Below are 18,505 nucleotides of genomic sequence, written 5' to 3' on the forward strand. Positions count from 1 at the left end.
GAGTCGCGGGTTGCGCCGCGAGGGTGACGGAGCCGCACCGGGGCCGGCTGCCGGGCCGTCCGGCCCGACGGGACCCGGCCGCTGCCCTTCCCAGCGACCGGTAGGGAGGGCACCCTGACCGGGTGAGCACTCCCCTCGAGCCGGGCGGCGCCGCCGAGGTGACCGGACTGCTCGAGGCGCCGCTGCCCGAGACGCTGCCGGGACCCGAGGGGCCGGTGCCGCACGCCGCCGACGTCGACGTCCTCGTGGTCGGCGCGGGCCCGGTCGGGTTGTACGCCGCGTACTACGCGGGGTTCCGCGGCCTGTCGGTCGCGGTCGTGGACTCCCTCCCGGAGCCGGGCGGCCAGGTGACGGCGATGTACCCGGAGAAGCTCATCTACGACGTCGCCGGCTTCCCGGCGGTGCGCGGTCGCGACCTGGTCGCCGGGCTCGTCGAGCAGGCCGCCCGTCACCGGCCCGCGTACCTCCTCGGCTGCCAGGCCAGGGACCTGGTCGACGACCCCGAGGACGGGGTCCTCGTCTCGCTCGTCGACGGCCGGACGGTCCGGGCCCGGGCGGTGCTCGTGACCGCGGGGATGGGGGAGTTCACGCCCAAGCCGCTGCCCGCCGCGGAGGGGTTCGACGGGGAGGGGGTCGTGCACTTCGTGCCGCAGCCCGAGCGGCTCGCCGGCCAGGACGTCGTCGTGGTCGGGGGCGGGGACTCGGCCTTCGACTGGGCGCTCATGCTCGCGCCGCTGGCCTCCTCCGTCACGCTCGTGCACCGTCGGGAGCAGTTCCGGGCGCACGCAGGGACCGTCGCCGCGGTGCAGACCCTCGGCGTGCCGCTGCTCGGGGGGTGGGAGGTGAGCGCGCTGCGCGCGGACGTCGAGGGCCTCCTCACCTCGGTGGAGGTCACGGGCTGCCGCCCGGCGACGAGTGGTCAGGTGCGCGAGATCCCGGCCACGACGGTCGTCGCCGCCCTCGGCTTCCACGCCGACCTCGGCCCGCTGCTGCACTGGGGTCTCGACCTCGACCACCGTGCCGTCGTCGTGGACTCGTGCATGCGCTCGTCACGTGCGCGCGTCTACGCCGCGGGTGACGTCTGCACCTACCCCGGCAAGGTCAAGCTCATCGCGACGGGCTTCGGCGAGGCGGCGACGGCCGTGAACAACCTCGCGGTCGACCTCGACCCGGCGGCGCACGTCTTCCCCGGGCACTCGAGCGCGGTGTAGCGGAGCCGACCTGCGCGGGTCGGGGCCGTCCGTGCGGTGCGGAAGGGCCGTTATGCTGTCCCCTGCGCCCCGTCGAGGGGTGCTGCGGATGTAGTTCAATGGTAGAACTTCGGCTTCCCAAGCCGACAGTGCGGGTTCGATTCCCGTCATCCGCTCCGCCGGACTGGGTACGACGAGGACATGTCTCTCGCTTTCTTCCCCGGCTGGGAGCAGCTTCTCGGCACCGCGGTCCGCACGCTGCTCGTGTACGCCGTCGTCCTCGCGCTGGTCCGGGTAGCCGGTCGCCGCACCCTCGCGCAGTTGTCGGCGTTCGACGTCGTCGTCACGGTGGCGGCGGGAACGGTCGTCGGTTCGACTGCGCTGCCCTCCACGGTGACGGTGGCCGACGGCGTGACCGTCGTGGCCGTGCTGTTCGTGCTGCAGGTGGTCATCGGTGCCCTGCGGCAGCGCTTCCCCGTCGTCGCGCGGGTCGTCGACTTCGAGCCGCGTCGACTCGTGCGCGACGGGGTGATGGACGTGCGGCGCGCGCCCACGACCGCCCAGTTCACACAGGACGACCTCGCCGCCAAGCTCCGTGAGCAGGGCGTCACGCGGCTCGAGGACGTGCGGGTGGCCGTGCTCGAGCCGACCGGCAAGGTGTCGGTGCTCCGGGTCGGCGACGTCGGCGGGGGCGACGTCGGCCTGTTCGGGCGAGTGCCCGAGCGCAAGTAGCTCTTGTGTTCGAACATATGTTCGAGTAGTGTGTCTGCATGGCGGCGTTGGTGGTAGAGGTCCCTCGCTGGGACCCGCTGCCCGCGCGCCTGGCCGCCGCCGGTGCCGCGTTGGACGGGCTGGTGGAGCAGGTCGAGGCCGAGAGCCGTGCCGCTTCGGGTGCCGGTGGTCTTCCTGGGTTGGCGGCGCGGGTGCGTGAGGTGGACCGGTTGATCACGCGCTGGCAGGCGGTGCGCCTGGCGTTGGTGCGGGCCGCGGACACCGCCGACGTCGCGGGGTCCTCGGGTGCGTCGGGGACGTCGGCGTGGCTGGCGGGCCGCTCGAAGACGAGCGGCGCGGCGGCGGCGGCGGACGTGGCGCTGGCCGGTGACCTGGCGGTGTCGTTGCCGGTGACGCGGGAGGCGATGAGCGCCGGGGACGTACCGCGGGAGTCCGCGGCGGTAATCGCGCGGGCGATGCGGGACCTGCCCGCTGGCTTGTCCGCGGCACGCCGGGCGGCGGTGGAACGCCGGCTGGTCGCCCGGGCGCGGGAGGTGTCCCCGGCCGAGCTGCGGCGCCTGGCGGCGCGGGCGGTCGAGGCGGCGCGGCTGTCGGCGCGAGACGTCGCCGCGCACGAGGACACCGTCCAGCGCTCGGAGGAGGAACGCGCGCGGGCGAGGGCGCGGTTGTCGTGGCGGGACAACACCGACGGCACCACCGATGTGTGGGCGACCCTGCCCAGTGCCTCCGCGGCGGTGCTGGTGAAGGCGGTGCAGCAGATGACCGCACCCCGCCGCTCGCGGCGCACGGATACAGGTGAGCCCGGCACGAAGCAGCCCGGCGGGCCCGGCGCGGGTGAGCCAGGCAGAGGTGAGCCGTCTACGGCGACTGGGCGGCAGCAGGCGCAGATGGCGGCGCCGACGGCGCAGAAGCGGGCGAACCAGCGGGGCCTGGCGTTGGCGGACCTGCTGGAGCACCTGCCGACCGACCGGCTGCACGGCAAGGTCGCCGCCACCGTCGTGGTCACGATGAGCCTCGCCCAGCTGCACGAGGCGACCGGGAACCTCGGCACCGCCCGCCTGGACACCGGACACGCGGTCTCGGCCGGGCAGGCCCGGCGCCTGGCGTGCGGGGCCGGTGTCGTACCCGCCGTCCTCGGGGGTGCCTCGCTGCCGCTGGACCTCGGCCGGGCCGGCCGGTTCTTCACCGAGGCCCACCGCACCGCCCTGGCCACCGTGTACGACACGTGCGCCGCCCGAGACTGCGACCGGCCCTACGCGTGGACCGAGCTGCACCACGAGGACCCCTGGTCCACCGGCGGCACCACCGACCTCGCCAAGGCCGTCCCGTTGTGCGGGCACCACCACCGACGCGTCCACGACCCCACCTACCAGCACTCCGTCACCACCGACCGCACCGGACGCAAACAGGTCACCTACACCCGGCGGACGTAGACCGACCGACGCGACGGCCGGTGGAGCGGACGGGGAACGCAGGGGCGGCGACGCGCAGGGAGCGATAACGCGCGGGCGCCGGAGCACCGGCGGTGGGGTGGTGGACGGTACGGCGACGAGCGGCGTCAGTTTGTGGCGCGGGCGAGCAGGCGGCGGCCGGGGAGGGTCGTGACACCGTGCACCACCGTGCTCGCGACGACCACGAGCATCACCGCGGCGACGACCTCGGCGGACACGTCGGCCTCCCGGTGCTCGAGGACCGCGTAGAACAACGCCGAGACCCCGACGGGTCCGAACCAGCCGGCGAACGCCGCCTGCGGCCACCCCAGCCCCAGCGGACGAGCGAGCAGCAGGACGATCGGCAGCCGGCGCAGCACGAGCGCGCCGAGCACGAGCAGGACGGCGCCGGCCCCGAAGTCGGCCCACTGCTGCCACGGCAGCTCGGCGCCGAGCACGAGGAAGAGCGGGAGGACGGCCACCTTGTTGACCGCCTCGTCCACCTCGACGTCCTGCGTCCGGTCGGGTCCGGTCGCGGCGGCGTTGAAGGCGAGCCCGGCGACGAACGACGCCAGCACGCCGTCGAGGCGCAGGACGCCCGAGGCGCCGAGCACGCCGAGCGCGAGCAGAGCCGTCACCACCAGCCGGGGGCCGTGGGAGCTCACGCGGTGGTCCTCGGCCCGACGCAGCGCAAGGCCCGTCGCGGCCCCCGCGAGCACGCCGAGCACCACCGCCCCGCCGACCTCACGGAGCGCGTCCAGCGCCGCCTGCGCGCCGCTCGTGGCGCCCGCCACCGCGAGCGCGACGAGCACCACCGGCAGCGCGAGGCCGTCGTTCGCCCCCGACTCCGCGCTCACGATCTGCCGGGTGCGGGCGGGCACGTCGCGCTCCGCGGGCGCGCCGGTCACGACGCTGGAGGCGAGCACCGGGTCCGTGGGGGAGCAGGCGGCACCCACGAGCGCCGCTGCGGCCAGCGGCATGCCGAGCGTGGCCCACGCGAGGACGCCCGTCACCACCGCCATGACCGGCATGACGACGAGCAGGAGCAGCAGGACGGGGCGCGCGACCGACCGGAAGGCGTGCACCGGGTAGCGCAGCGCGACGCCCATGACCGACAGGGCCAGCAGGATCCGGAGCGGGTGCTCCAGCGCCTCGGGGTCCTCCGCGAGCGAGGGGACGTCGAGCACGCCCGCACCCCACGGGCCGAGCGCGACCCCGGCGAGGAGCGCGACGAGCGGCAGCGACAGGGGTGCGCGGTCGAAGGGGCGCGCGACGGCGACGTAGCCGACCGCGAGGACGGCGGAGGCCAGGAGAAGCAGGTCGACGAGCACGGCTCAGGGCATCACGTCGCCGCTGTTGGGGTGCAGCGTCTGCCCGACGTACACGTCGCCGTCGGGCGAGGCCGCGAGCAGCAGCACGCTCGGGGTGATCTCCTCGACCCGGGCGAAGCGCCCGAGCGGCAGCTCGGCGGTCTTCTGCTGCTTCCAGTCGTCGTCGAGGTCGTCGGTCATGTCCGTCTCGACCGGCCCCGGCGCGACCGCGTTCACGAGGACGCCCTCCTGCGCGACCTCGCGCGCGACCGAGCGGGTGAAGCCGATGACGCCGGCCTTCGCCGCGCTGTAGTGCGCCATGCCCGGTGCGCCCTTCACCGCGAGCTGCGACGTGAGGTTGATGACGCGCCCCCACCCCTGCTCGACCATGCCGGGCAGGGCCTCGTGGGTGCACAGGTAGACGCTGCGGAGGTCGCTGGCGACCATGGCGTCCCACTGCTCCAGCTCGAGGTCGACCAGCGGCGACTCGTTCAGCGTGCCGGCGTTGTTCACCAGCACGTCCAGCCCGCCGAGCCGTTCCTGTGCGGTCCGCACCGCCTGGGCCGCCTGCTCGGCGTCGGACACGTCGCCGACGGCGGCGACCGCGGTCGCGCCGGCCTCCTCGCACCGGCGGAGCACGTCCTCCAGCGCGTCGGAGCGCGAGCGGCCGTTGACCGCCACGGCCGCGCCCTCCCTCGCGAACGCCACGGCGACGTCCGCGCCGATGCCGCGGCTGCCGCCCGTGACGAGCACCCGTCGTCCCTCGAACCTCTGCGTCATGCCGGTGCCGTACCCACCTGGCGCCCAGGGGATGCCCCGGACCGGTCCCCGGGGTAGGCAGTGGTCATGACCTCCGCGACGGGACCCGGGTCCGCGCCACCCCGCGACACGCTCGGGCGGGCCGTCCAGTCGCACGTCTACCGCGCCGGCGCCCTGGGGCGACGGCCGCGGGTACCGGTCGCGCCGGACCGGCTGCAGCGTGCGGCGCGCCGGGCCATGAGCCGCCGGGCGTGGGCGTACGTGGCCGGCTCGGCGGGCACGGAGGCGACGGCGGCGGCGAACCGGGCCGCCCTCGACCGCCACCGTCTGGTGCCGCGGGTGCTCCGCGACGTCGCCGTGCGCGACCTCGGCACCGAGGTGCTGGGCCGTCGGCGTGCGACCCCGCTGCTGCTCGCGCCCATGGGCGCCATGGGTCTGGTCCGGCGGGACGCGGATCTCGCGGTGGCCCGTGCGGCCGGGGCGGCCCGCGTGCCCCTCGTCGTGTCGACGCAGGCGTCGACCCCGATGGAGGACACGGCGCGCGCGCTCGGCGGTGGAGAGTGGTGGTTCCAGCTCTACTGGAGCCGCGACGACGACCTCGTGACCAGCCTGGTCCGGCGTGCGGAGGCGGCCGGCGCCTCCGCCCTCGTCGTCACCCTCGACACGCATGTGCTCGGCTGGCGGCCGCGGGACCTGGACCTCGGCCACCTGCCGTTCGCGCGCGGTGAGGGCATCGCGCAGTACACGTCCGACCCCGTGTTCCTCGAGCTCGTGCACCGCCGGGCGCGGACCGCACCGAGCGGCCCGCGGCCCCGGCCGACGCCGGCGGCCCTCGCGACGCTCGCCTCGCTCACCGCGCGCTTCCCCGGCGGGTCGTTCGCCGAGCGCCTCCGCTCGCCGCTGCCGCGCGCGGCGGTCGAGACCTTCCTCGACGTGTTCTCGCGCAGCGACCTCACGTGGCAGCACCTCGCACGGCTGCGGGAGCGGACGCGGCTGCCGATCCTGCTCAAGGGCGTGCAGCACGCCGACGACGCGTCCCGCGCGCTCGACGCCGGGGTGGACGGCGTCGTCGTGTCGAACCACGGGGGGCGCCAGGTCGACGGCGCGGTCGGTGCGCTCGACGCGCTGCCCGCCGTCGTCGCCCGCGTCGGCGGCCGCGTGCCCGTCCTCTTCGACAGCGGCGTGCGGACCGGCGCCGACGTCGCGAAGGCGCTCGCCCTCGGCGCCGACCTCGTGGGTCTCGGGCGGCCCTGGGCCTACGGGCTGGCCGTCGGTGGTGCCGCGGGGGTCGGTGAGGTGGTGCGCAACGTGCTCGCGGAGCTCGACCTCACCCTCGCGCTGCTCGGCGCGCGCGACGTCGCGGACCTGCGTCAGCCCGGCGTCCTCGGCGGGAGCACGGCGTCGTCGGTGCCCGGCGCCGACGACGTGGTGGGCACCGCCGACGGGGGGGCACCCGCGTGACCGCACTGCTGCTCGTGTTCGCGGCCTGCCTGCTCGTGGCGGTCCTCGTCTCCTCGCTCGCCGGCCGGACGGTGCTGTCGACCGCGGTCCTGTTCCTCGTCGCCGGTTTCGTCGTCGGTGACGGCGTGACGGGGCTGGTGCCGCTCGACCCCGACGACGAGGTCGTCGCCGGGCTCGCGGAGCTGGCGCTGTTCTCCGTGCTCTTCACCGACGGGATGCGGGTGGGGTGGCGCGACCTGCGCTCGGCGTGGCGGCTGCCCGGCCGCGCGCTCGCGCTCGGCCTGCCGCTCACCCTCGCCGTCACCGCGCTGCTCGCGCACCTCCTCCTCGGGCTCGGCTGGGTGGAGTCGCTGCTGCTCGGCGCCGTGCTCGCCCCCACCGACCCGGTCTTCGCCGCGGCGCTCGTCGGCGACGAGAAGGTGCCACCGCGGCTGCGGCACCTGCTCAACGTCGAGTCCGGCGTCAACGACGGTCTCGCCCTGCCCTTCGTCGTCGTCTTCCTCGCCGTCGCGTCGCAGTCGGAGGACCTCCACCCCGGCGCGCTCGCGGGCGAGGTGGCGCTCGGCATCCTCATCGGCGTCGTGGTCCCCCTCGTCGCCATCCGGCTGGAGTCCAGCCGCTTCTTCGCCTCCTCCGCCGCGTACGCACCGCTCAACGCCGTCGCGATCGGGCTGCTCGTGCTCGCCCTCGGCATGGCCACGCACGCCAACCTCTTCCTCGCCGCCTTCGCCGCGGGCGTCACCGTGGCGACCGTCGGACCGGCGCAGCGGGAGGCGTTCCACCCGGTCGGGGAGGTGGTGACCGAGGTGCTCAAGCTCGCGGCGCTGCTCGTGTTCGGCGCCCTCATCTCGCCGCAGTTCCTCGGCGAGGTGTCGGGCCTCGGCTACCTCTTCGCCGTCCTCGCCATCGTCGTGGCGCGCCCGGTCGCCATCGCGCTGTCGTTCGTCGGCGCGGACCTGCCGTGGCGGGAGCAGGCCGCGGCGGCGTGGTTCGGGCCGAAGGGCTTCGCCTCGGTCGTGTACGGGCTGCTCGTCCTCAACTCCGGCATCGCGGAGGCCGACCAGCTCTTCCACCTCGTCGCCATCACGGTCGCGCTGTCGATCCTCGCCCACTCCTCGACGGACGTGCTCGTGGCGCGGTCCTTCACGCGCTGGCCGCAGCAGGCACCGGTGCCCGAGGAGGGACGCACCGGTCCGTGATGTCCGGTTTGTCGACCCCGGCGAACCGGGTACCCGAGTGCGCATGAGAGCAGTCGTCTACCGAGGCCCCAGGTCCGTCGCCGTGGAGGACGTCCCCGACGCCCGCGTGCAGGACCCGACGGACGCCGTCATCCGCATCACCACGACCAACATCTGCGGCTCCGACCTCCACATGTACGAGGGTCGGACCACCGTCGAGGAGGGCAAGGTCCTCGGCCACGAGAACATGGGCGTCGTCGAGGAGGTCGGACCCGCCGTCTCCCGGATCGAGGTCGGAGACCGCGTCTCCGTGCCCTTCAACATCGCGTGCGGCTCGTGCCGCAACTGCCTGCACGGCTGGACGTCGTTCTGCCTGCGCACGAACCCGATCGACGGCATGGACGGCGCGGCCTACGGCTACGCGAACATGGGCCCGTACGACGGTGGGCAGGCGGAGTACCTGCGGGTCCCCTTCGCCGACGTCAACCTCCTCGAGCTGCCCGAGGGCGGCGAGCACGAGGACGACTTCACCATGCTGAGCGACATCTTCCCGACGGGCTGGCACGGCACCGAGCTCGCCGGCGTCAGCCCGGGTGAGGACGTCGTCGTCTTCGGCGGCGGCCCGGTCGGCCTCATGGCCGCCCACAGCGCGCTCATCAAGGGCGCGGCTCGCGTCTTCGTCGTCGACAAGGAGGCGGACCGGCTGCGTCTCGCCGAGGAGATCGGCGGCATCCCCGTCGACTACTCGGCCGGCGACCCCGTCGAGCAGCTCACCGAGCTGACGCAGGGCCGCGGCTGCGACCGTGGTGTCGAGGCGGTCGGGTACCAGGCCCACGACGCCTCCGGCGACGAGAACCCGTCGCTCGTGCTCGACCAGCTCGTGCAGGCCGTCCGCTCCACCGGCGGCATCGGCGTGGTCGGCGTCTACGTGCCGGAGGACCCCGGGGCCGCGACCGAGGGCGCCAAGGAGGGCCGGATCGGCTGGGACTACGGGACGTTCTTCACGAAGGGCCAGTCGATGGGCACCGGCCAGGCGCCGGTCATGCGCTACAACCGCCAGCTGCGCGACCTCATCGTCGCGGGCCGGGCGCGGCCGTCGTTCATCGTGAGCCACCACCTCGGCCTCGACGAGGCGGTGGAGGGCTACGAGCGCTTCGACAACCGGGAGTCCGGCTGGACCAAGGTCCTGCTCAACCCGCACGGCGCGGTCGCCTGACCGCAGGCGTCGCCGACCGGGTCCGGCCGCCCGCGGGCGCGTGTGCGCCCGCGGGCGGCCCGGTGCGTCAGGGCCGCTCGCGGACGGTGTCCGCCGCCTCCTCCTCGGGACGGGGCGGGACCGTCTCGTCGGTCTCCAGCACCTCGAGCTCGTGGTCGGGCTGCTCGCTCATGTCTCCTCCTGCTGCTCGCCTGCGGGTCGTGTCTACGCGCGGCCATCGTCGCGGGTGAGCGGCGCGCCCGCGCGAGCGGGCAGCGGCCCCGCGAGTCCGCGGGGCCGCTGCCGTCCGTGCCTCAGGGCCGCCCGACGAGTCCGTCCAGGGCCCGCCGCAGGAGCTCGGCGCGGTCCTCGGCGCTCGCGACCTGCTCCAGACCGACGCCCAGCAGCAGGGTCGAGTCGGTCGCCGTGCCGCCGAAGACCTGCACGAGGCCCTCGACCCCGACCTGCCAGTCTGAGGCGTTGCCCGGGCTGCCGGGCGGCGGGCCGGTGACGGTCCACGCCGACGTCGCGCCCTCGAACCCGTCCGCGTCGACCACCTGGCCGTCGACGACCACGCGGGTGTCGTCGACGAAGGCGCCGACCTCCCCGAACGCCGGGTCGGTGACGTAGGAGACGGACACCTCGACCGTCGAGCCGGCGTAGGCCGAGAGGTCGAACGCCGCCTCGGTCCAGCCGTCGCTGGCGCCGGTGAAGGAGTTCCACTCCCCGCTCGTGCCGGTCGCGGTGCACCCGGCCGGGTCGACCGTCAGGTACCGGGCGAGGAACGGGTGCGACTCGAGGAAGAAGCCGGCCTCGCACTCCGCCGGCACGTCGGTGTTCGTGCCGCCGTTCAGGTCCGGCAGGGTCGTCCAGTCGTCCCCGCCCGCCGTCCGGGCCTCGACGACGACGTGGTCGTAGCCCGGCTCCACGGCGTACTGCAGCTGCAGCTGCAGCTGCGCCGTGCTGCCGGCCGGGACCGCGACGGTGCGCGTGAGGCGCGTCCACGTGTCGTCGCCGTGCAGGGCGCCCGCGTAGCGCTCGCCCTCGACCGGCGCGAACGGCCGGCTGCCGTCGGCCGAGGAGTACTCGACCGCCCCGCGCGAGTCCGCGAACTGCGGGAAGTCCTCCGGCGGCAGCACGTCGCTGGTCGGGACGAAGACACCGGCCTCGTCGAGCGGGTTGTCCCCCTCGACGACCGGCCCGCCCAGCGCGGCCGAGAAGCCCTCGATCGGGTCCGCGACGCCCGCGATTCCCTGGGGCCCCGTGGTGTCGGAGCGCGTGTACGCGCCGAGCCAGTACTGGCGGAAGTCGTCGGCGAGGATGAGGCAGTCGTCGAAGAAGCCCGCGGTGCTGCCCGTGGGGCGGGGCGAGACGACGCACTCCTCGTCGGGGGCGCCGTTGAGGCCGTAGTACAGGCCGCCGACGGCGGTGCTGATGCCGGACAGGCCCTGGTACTGGACCGTCTCACCGGCGTGCACGAGGGCGCCGCCCTCGTTGAGGTAGTCCCGCACGGCGAGCGTGAGGTACTGCTGGCGCTCGGCGACCGAGGCGTCGGGCAGCGGCCCGAACGGCGACTCCGTCAGCAGGTCCTCCGGGTCCTGCGTGATCCGGTTGTCGCCGAGGTACCAGACGACGGCGTCGTAGTGCGACAGCACGCCGAGGTCGTGCGGCACGCCCTGGGCGTCGACGTCCCACGTGTCCGCGCTGTAGCCCGCGTCCTCGACCGCCTGGACGTGGGCGTCGAGGTACTTCGGTGCCGTCACCGAGTCGGGGTAGTCGGGGTTGACGCCCGTGTAGTCCTCGTTGGCGATGACGAGGACGTCGTCGCCGCTGTCGGACTCGACGGTGTACGTGAAGCGGTCGCTGGCCACGGGCCCGGTCCCGGGCTTGACGCCCGTGAACCACACCTCGACCGCGCTGCCCTCGCCGGCGCCGCTGACCGCCCCGCGGTACTCCGCGTAGTAGTCGTCGTTCTCGTCGCCGTAGCGCTCGCCGCCCGTCCACTCCGCGGCGCGCGCGGTCCGCACCGGGCCGCCGTCGACCCGGTAGCGCAGCAGCAGGTTGCGAAGGGCGCGCTTGGCGGTGACGGCGACGGTCTGCGGGTCGCCGTAGGAGACGTCGAACGTGTCGACGACGAAGTCGGCGGCGGTCCGGCCCGTCACCGTCACCGGGTCGTCGGGGTCGGCCGCCGAGCGCGCGACCGACAGAGCGAACGGGATGTTCTTCTCGAACTCCGCCTGCACGAGGCCCTCGTCGTCGGGGAACTCGAACCCGCTGCCGCACTCCGCCGGGTCCCACTCGTCGTCGGGGTCGACCGCCGACGCGGCCTCGCACGTCGACATCTCGGGGGTGAACCCGAGCGTGCCGTACAGCTCCTGCAGGTGCGTGTCGGTGTCGCCGTTGGTCGTGTACAGCTCCGCGGAGATGTCGGGGTCGTAGCCCGGCACCGCGGGCTCGGCGTCGTCGCCGGCGAGCGCCTCGTAGATGACGTCGTCGGGCGACGGTGTCGCGACCTGCCAGCCGATGCCGTAGAGCAGCAGCTCGGCCGCCGAGTGGTAGTTGACGAAGAACTCGGGGTCGAGGTCGGCGATGAAGGCGTCGAGGGCCTGGGTCTCCGGCTCGGAGCCCGGGGCTGGGCCGCGGTAGGTCTCGCTCGAGGGGTTCGGCGAGGAGCCCTCGTTGTCGTAGCCCCACTTGTACGGGTAGTTGCGGTTGAGGTCGACGCCGTCGCCCGGGGTGATGGTGCCGTCACCGTTGTTGTCGCGGAGGTTCTTGCGCCACAGCCGCTGGCCGGGCTCGAAGGTGAAGTCGTACCCGTCGGGGTTCGCGACGGGCACGAACCACAGCTCGCGGCTGCTGACGAGCTCGGTGATCTCGCGGTCGCGGCCGTAGGAGTCGAGCACGTGGTGCAGCAGCCGGGTCGTCATCTCCGGGGTGATCCACTCCCGCGCGTGCTGCGCGGACAGGTAGACGACGGCGGGGCGCTGGCCGTCGGGCACCTGCCGGGCGTTGCGGGTCACCTTCACCGCGACGATGTCCTGGCCCTGCACGCTCTGGCCGATGGTGACGGCCTTCGCGATGCGCGGGTGCTCGCGGGCGGCCTGCTCGACCTCCTCCTTGAGGCCGCCGGGGCCGGAGTACTTCTGCCACACCTCGTAGCCGCTCTCCTGGAGCGCGGTGGCGCGCAGGGCGACGGACTCGCCGTCCTCGACCTCCTTGAGCTCGAGGTCCAGGCCCTTGCGCTGCAGGCGCTCGGCCTCCTTGCCGCTGAGGATGACCTCGACCCTGGCGCGCGCGTCCTTGCCCCGCTGGCGGGCCAGGGCCGCGACGTCGAGCTCGTGCCGGTCGACCCCGAGACCGACGATGTCCTCGACCTGGTCGAGGGTGACATCACCGGTCCAGACGTCGTACCGCTCGTCCGGTCCCGGGACGTCGTCCGGCGGCGACGCCGCCGCGGTGGAGGCGCCGAGCAGACCGGCGACGAGGGCGGTGGCGGCGAGCAGGGCGGGCGCGGTACGACGCATGGGTGTCCCCCAGGTGGCCGGTGACGGTGGCGGGCACTCTGCGCCGGGGCGGTCGCGCTGTCAACGGTGCTCGTCGCGCCGCGTCGTTGCGTCCACCGGCCCTCACCGGTCGTGACGGCCTCAGGCGTCCCGCTCGCGCCTCGCGCCCCGGCCGCCCGCCGCCACCATGCCGGCCCCGCCGAGCACGAGCAGCAGCGCGAGCAGCAGGCCGACGGTGACCGACGCGCCCGTCCTGGCGAGCGCGCCGTGCTGCCCGCCGGCTGGGTGCGTGGTCGGCGTGGGGTGCGTGGTCGGCGTGGGGTGCGCGGTCTGCGTGGGGTGGGGGGCCGGCGCGGGGTCCGTCGTGGGGCTCGCGGTCGTGGGCGTGGGGCCGGGCACCGCGGGGGGCAGGGGCAGGCTCGCCGTCACGGGCGCGGCGGAGGTGACGTCGGCCGTGGCCGGCGCCGACGTCGCACCGGTCGCGGGGTCGGTGGCCGTGCAGGAGTAGGACCCGTACGGCAGCTCGGCGAGAGCGAAACGGCCCTGCCCGTCCGACACCGTGGTCATGACGACGTCGTCGTCGGTGCCGAGCCGGTCGTCGAGGCCCGCCCAGCGGCACGTGACGGGGGCGTCGCGCACCGCGGTCGTCGTGCCGTCGACCACGACGGTGCCCTGCACCGCGCCGGTGCCGGTGCCGGCGAAGTCGGCGACCGCGGAGCGGCCGGTCGTGGTCGTGACGGCGACGGACCAGTCGAGGCGGCCGTCGCTGTCGGAGGTGTAGGCGAAGCCCGCGAGGTCGACGCTCGCCGTCACCACCCACGACCCCGAGGGCAGGCCCGCGAAGCGGTAGGAGCCGTCGGCGGCGGTGCGGGTGGTCACGGGTGTCGCGGCGCGCCGCACGGGGCCGGCCGCGGCGAGCTGCTCGGCGCGGGCGAGCGTGACGGTGACGCCGGGCAGGGGCCACTCGCCGGTGTCGAAGCGGCCGTCCTCGTCGCGGTCGAACCACACGAGGCCGTGCACGTCGGCCGTGCCGGTCGTCGGGCTCGGGGTCGGGGCCGGGGTCGTCGTCGGGGTCGTGGTCGGGGTGGTGGTGGTCGGCGTGGGGCTGGGGGTCGTGGTCGGCGTGGTCGGCGTGGTGGCGGTCGGCGTCGGGTCGGGTGTCGGGGTGACGCTGGGCTCGACGGACGGCTGGGTGGTCGGCTCGGTGCTCGGCTCGACCGAGGGCCCGGTGCTCGGCGCGACGGACGGCTCGGGGCTGGGCTCGCTGGTCGGTCCATCGCTCGGATCGGCGGACGGCTCGGCGGACGGCTCGACCGACGGTTCGACGCTCGGCGCGACCGAGGGCTCCGTGCTCGGCTCCGTGCTCGGCTCCGCGCTCGGCTCGACCGAGGGCTCGACCGACGGCTCGACCGAGGGCTCGACCGACGGTTCGACGGACGGTTCGACGGACGGCTCGACCGACGGCTCGACACTGGGCTCCGGCGTCGGCTCGGGGGTCGGCTCGGGGGTCGGCTCCGGCTCGGGCTCGCCCGGCACGTACGAGACCGCGGCCTCGACCCCCCGGCCGGTGACGGTGTCCGTCACCCGGTAGCGCAGCGAGTCCGGGCCGGTCCAGCCGTCGGGCGCCGAGTAGCGAAACCAGCCGCGGCCGTCCTCGTCGAGGTCGCCCTCGACGGGCGGGACCGCGAGGCGCACGGCGCACCGGTCGCACTGCTCGGCGGTGAGCACCCGCGTCTCGACCGTGCCGCCGGGTGCCACGGGGACCGTGCGGTCGGCCGGGGCGACGAGCAGCCGCACCGTCGAGGTGACCGCGACGCCGTGGCCGTCACCGGCCGTGTAGGAGAAGGTGACGACGCCCGCGCTGCCCGCGGCGGGGGTCCACGACACGGTGGCGCCGTCGGTGCCGGCCGTGCCCGACGTCGCGGGGCCGACCGTCGTCACCGTGCACCCGGGGCACGTGTCGTTCGCGAGCACGTCGAGGCCGGACAGGGACTCGCCGTGGTCCAGCGCGGCGGAGTCGGGCCTCGCGTCGCTCACCTCCACCCGCAGCACGGCGCTCGCGCGCCGCGACGTCGCCGGGTCCGTCACGGCGTACCCGACGGTGACCGTGCCGGTGACGCCGGCGTCGGGCGCGACCCGGACCAGCCCGTCGACCACGGAGACGGTGGCGGCGCCGTCGACCGACTCGACGACCGGCACGCAGCCGGTGCAGGCGTCGTTCGCGAGGACGTCGACGTCGACCGGCACCCCGACGCCGGTGGCCGCCGCGTCGTCAGCGGTCGTCGGCGCGACGAGCACCCGCACCGTGGCCTCCACGGTGGCGCCGGTCGCGGGGTCGAGCACCGAGTAGCGCAGCTCGTCCCGTCCGCTCACGCCCGGGCCCGGCAGGTACACGACGCGACCGGCGACGTCGACGGACCCCGTGCCGCGGGCGGGGTCGGTCGCGAGCGAGACCTCGCAGCCGGGGCACTCGTCGTTGTCGAGGACGGGGACGGTGACTGGCGCGCCGGCCGTCGTCTCGGCCTCGTCGTCGGCCACGGCGGGCGGCGCGCTGACGTGGACCGTCACGGTCCCGGCCGCGGTGCCGCCGCCGGAGTCGGCGACGTCGTACGTGAACGACGTCGTGCCGGTGTCGACGGGGGAGAAGGTGACGATGTCGCCGCTGCGGCTCACCGAGCCCGAGCCGGGCGGGCCCACGGCGGTGACGCGGCAGCCCGCGCACACGTCGTCGGCGGCCGGCAGCAGCTGCACGTCGGTACCGAGCGTCGTGCGGACCACGTCGTCGACCGCCACCGGCAGCACGCGGACCACGAGCACCGCCGACGTGGTCGCCGCGCCTGACCCCAGCGTGTAGGTCGCACGGGCGGTCCCGGAGAAGCCCGCCGGCGGCACGAGGCGGACCACCCGGCGGCCCGAGCCGTCGGTGACGACATCGGCGCTGCCGGCGCTCGGCCGGTCCACCGACACGAGCGCGCAGGCGGTGCACGGGTCGTTGCTGCGGACGTCGACGGTCACCGGCTCGCCGGCGCGCGTCGTCACCGTGTCGTCCACGGCGCCGTCGACCCGGACGGTGAGGGTCGCGGTGTCGCTCGCGGTGCCGGACACCGAGCTCGTCACCCGGTAGGTCGCCGTCACGGTGCCGATGTCGGAGCCCGGCACGTAGCGGAAGGTGCCGTCCGCGGCGAGCGTGAGCGTGCCGCTCGCGGGCGGCGTGACGAGTGTGCGGGTGCACGTCGCGGGGCAGTCGTCGTTGGCCGACACGTCGCCCTCCACGCTGCCGCCGAGCAGGACGCGGGCGGAGTCGTCGACCGCGTCGGGCCCCACCACGACGCTCACCGTGCCGGTCACGCGGAGCCCGGAGACGGGGTCGAGCGTCGTGTACGTCCACGAGTCGGCGCCGGCGAAGCCGTCGGCGGGCTCGTACGTCATGCGGCCGGTGGTCGCGTCGACCGCGAGCGAGCCGTGCGCCGGGGCCGTCGTCCCCGACCAGCGGCAGCCCGGGCAGCCGAGCCCGGCCGGGAGCGGCACCTGGACGGCGCTCGCGTACGTGGTCGTGACGGTCGTCGCCGGCGGCCCGACCAGGACGGTGACGGGCGTGAGGCTGCTGCCGCTGGAGCCGGTCGTGCCGTAGGAGAAGGTGTCGAGGCCCCACAGCCCGCTCGCCGGCGTGTAGTCGATCAGGCTGCCGTTGACAGCGGCGGTGCCACGGGCCGGGGCGGGGTTGATCGAGTTGGGCTTGCAGCCGCCGGTGCAGCCGGGGTCGTTGGCCAGCACCCCGATGCCGACCCGCGTCTGGAACGGCGTCGTCGCGTAGTCCGGTGCGAGGTCCTTGAGCTCGACGGTCACCGTCGCGGTCGAGGACCCGCCCGCGGGCGCCGTCGCCCGGTACACGAAGGTCATGGTGCCCGTCGTGTTGCTCGGCGGGGTCCAGGTGAAGGTGCCCGAGGACTGCAGGGTGAGGCTGCCGCTGGGGGAGCCGTTCATCACGGGCCCGCTCACGAGCGACACGGTGCACGAGGTGCACGCGTCGTTGGCGAGCACGCTGGTGGTGGCGGTGAGGACCGTGTTCTTGCCCGTGCTGTACCGGTCGTCGAAGGCCTGGGGCGCGACGGTCACCGTGACGGTGCCGGTCGACGTGCCCACACCGTCGGTCACCTGGTAGGTGAACGTCGCGGTGCCGGACGCGCCCGGCGCCGGGGTGTAGACGACGTCGCCGTCGCCGGTCAGCACCGCCGTGCCGGTGCCGGGGGTGCCGACCGCCGTCACGCGCAGCGGCAGGCCCGACGGGCTGGAGTCGTTGGCGAGCACGGGGACGCCGACCGCGGTCCCGGCGGTCGTCGTGGCGGTGTCCGCGGCGGCGAGGGGTCCCGCGGTGCCCCGGACGGTGACGGTCGCGGTCGCCGGCTCCGACGCGGTGACGTCGGCGCTCGCGTCGAGCACCTGGCGGCCGTAGTGGGCGACCGCGCTGTTCGTGTGGCTGCCCGCGGTCGCGGGCAGCACCAGGTCGTACTCGAGGACGCGCGCGCCGAGGCCCGGAACGGTGAACGGGCCGGGGACGGTGAGCACCCGGCCGGCGACGGCCGGCTCCGCGGCCTCGCGGCCGTCCACGCGCAGCGACCCCGCCACGTAGGTCGCCCCGGTCGGGAGGGTGTCCCGGACGTAGTCGACGCTCGTGGGGGACGCGCCGGAGCTGCTCACCACCACGCGGTACGACGCGGTGCCGCCGCCGCTCGGCAGCATGGCGTCGGCCGGGGACGTGACGGCCTTCGCGACGGTCGTGGTGGCCACGGGCGACACCGCGGGCAGGGAGTACAGCGACGCGCCGCCGGCGTCCGTGTGCTTCACCTGCGTGCCGCTCGCGATGTACTGGATCGGCTTGACCTCGGCGCGCGTCGGCGTCGGGCCGATGGCACGGAACGTGTAGCGCGTCGTGTACTCCCGGGCCGGGCCGGAGGCGCCGGTGAGGTACAGCCGGTCGGTGAACGTGCGGGCCGACTGCACGCCGTCGGGGGAGATGGTGATCTCCGTGCGCTCGAGCCGCCACGCGGACACGGGGAACTCCCGCAGCGCGTTCGGCGTCGACTGCAGCACGCCCGGGTCGTTCGCGGGGCCGGCGCCCAGGGTCCCGGTGTTGCCCCGGACCTCGACGCTCACGGTCTCGCCGATCGTGGCGGTGCCGCCGGCGCCGCCGTCCCTCACCGACGTCACCTTGTTGGCGAGCGCCTTGATGGTGTCGACGACGTCGAGGAACGTGAAGGTGCGGGAGCACACGACCTCGCCGACCCCGGGCGGGCCGTCGAGGACCGTCACCGAGTGGGTCTGCGGCGTGGTCGTGGCCTGCGAGGCGGCGAGCATGAGGTACTGCGTCGTCGCGGAGCCGCCCGCGAGGTCGGGCAGCGCGACGGCGTCGGGCTGGTCCGGCGCGAGCGTCACGACGCCGCCGGAGAAGTCGCCGAGCTGCAGCCACAGGCCGTGCCGCGCGGTCGGGCCCGCCTGCACGCGGTAGCCGGCGTAGGACGACCACAGGCCGACCGCGGTGTCGACGTACAGGTGAGGGTTGTGCAGCGCCACCACCGACGGCGTGCCGGCCTCGCCGCAGCGGGCGCCGGTGGTGGCCGCCGTCGCGGACGGTGACCCCGCGGAGACCGTCACCAGCAGCCCGACGAGCAGGAGCAGGACGGACGTGGCGGACAGGCGCGCCGGGCGGCGACGCAGCGTGAGGACGGACATGGCACTCCTCGACCGGG

At 75.1% G+C, this 18,505-nt stretch carries 10 protein-coding genes and 1 tRNA gene; 7 read left to right on the top strand and 4 right to left on the bottom strand.

The genetic code is table 11. The annotated features are described in order from the left end of the window. The first annotated feature begins 122 nt into the window (after positions 1-122). The 4 genes from WAA21_RS05040 to WAA21_RS05055 all read left to right on the top strand — a co-directional run bounded on the left by WAA21_RS05040 (position 123) and on the right by WAA21_RS05055 (position 3,355). Positions 123-1,211, top strand: a complete 1,089-nt coding sequence (locus tag WAA21_RS05040) for an NAD(P)/FAD-dependent oxidoreductase (protein WP_336921676.1) — start codon at positions 123-125, stop codon at positions 1,209-1,211. 84 nt (positions 1,212-1,295) lie between these two features. Further along, positions 1,296-1,366, top strand: a tRNA-Gly gene (locus WAA21_RS05045). A 25-nt stretch (positions 1,367-1,391) separates the two neighbouring features. Next, complete coding sequence (locus WAA21_RS05050) at positions 1,392-1,922, top strand: DUF421 domain-containing protein (RefSeq protein ID WP_336921677.1); 531 nt, start codon at positions 1,392-1,394, stop codon at positions 1,920-1,922. A gap of 38 nt (positions 1,923-1,960) precedes the next feature. Beyond that, on the top strand, positions 1,961-3,355 hold the full coding sequence (locus WAA21_RS05055) for an HNH endonuclease signature motif containing protein (RefSeq protein ID WP_336921678.1): 1,395 nt from the start codon (positions 1,961-1,963) through the stop codon (positions 3,353-3,355). A 125-nt stretch (positions 3,356-3,480) separates the two neighbouring features. Here WAA21_RS05055 and WAA21_RS05060 read toward each other — a convergent pair whose 3' ends face one another. Together WAA21_RS05060 and WAA21_RS05065 are read right to left on the bottom strand one after the other, a co-directional pair. Further along, on the bottom strand, positions 3,481-4,683 hold the full coding sequence (locus WAA21_RS05060) for a cation:proton antiporter domain-containing protein (RefSeq protein ID WP_336921679.1): 1,203 nt from the start codon (positions 4,681-4,683) through the stop codon (positions 3,481-3,483). A 3-nt stretch (positions 4,684-4,686) separates the two neighbouring features. Then, positions 4,687-5,442, bottom strand: coding sequence for an SDR family NAD(P)-dependent oxidoreductase (locus WAA21_RS05065; RefSeq protein ID WP_336921680.1), 756 nt, complete (start codon positions 5,440-5,442; stop codon positions 4,687-4,689). 66 nt (positions 5,443-5,508) lie between these two features. Here WAA21_RS05065 and WAA21_RS05070 point away from each other — a divergent pair, with 66 nt between their 5' ends. The 3 genes from WAA21_RS05070 to WAA21_RS05080 are packed head-to-tail and all read left to right on the top strand — an operon-like array spanning position 5,509 to position 9,276. Further along, positions 5,509-6,882 carry an alpha-hydroxy-acid oxidizing protein gene (locus WAA21_RS05070; protein ID WP_336921681.1) on the top strand — a complete coding sequence of 458 codons (1,374 nt, stop codon included), beginning with the start codon at positions 5,509-5,511 and terminating at the stop codon, positions 6,880-6,882. After that, positions 6,879-8,081: a cation:proton antiporter gene (locus tag WAA21_RS05075; RefSeq protein WP_336921682.1), complete on the top strand. Its 1,203-nt coding sequence runs from the start codon at positions 6,879-6,881 to the stop codon at positions 8,079-8,081. Before WAA21_RS05070 ends, WAA21_RS05075 begins: the two co-directional genes overlap by 4 nt. Positions 8,082-8,124: 43 nt before the next feature. Next, complete coding sequence (locus WAA21_RS05080) at positions 8,125-9,276, top strand: glutathione-independent formaldehyde dehydrogenase (protein ID WP_336921683.1); 1,152 nt, start codon at positions 8,125-8,127, stop codon at positions 9,274-9,276. Positions 9,277-9,569: 293 nt separating this feature from the next. On the opposite strand, the gene WAA21_RS05085 is transcribed toward WAA21_RS05080, so the two are convergent. Then, positions 9,570-12,779: a M14 family metallopeptidase gene (locus WAA21_RS05085; RefSeq protein WP_336921684.1), complete on the bottom strand. Its 3,210-nt coding sequence runs from the start codon at positions 12,777-12,779 to the stop codon at positions 9,570-9,572. A gap of 120 nt (positions 12,780-12,899) precedes the next feature. After that, positions 12,900-18,488, bottom strand: coding sequence for an Ig-like domain-containing protein (locus WAA21_RS05090; protein ID WP_336921685.1), 5,589 nt, complete (start codon positions 18,486-18,488; stop codon positions 12,900-12,902). Between the last annotated feature and the right edge of the window lie 17 nt (positions 18,489-18,505).

It is taken from the genome of Aquipuribacter sp. SD81 (assembly GCF_037153975.1).
Classification (GTDB): domain Bacteria; phylum Actinomycetota; class Actinomycetes; order Actinomycetales; family JBBAYJ01; genus Aquipuribacter.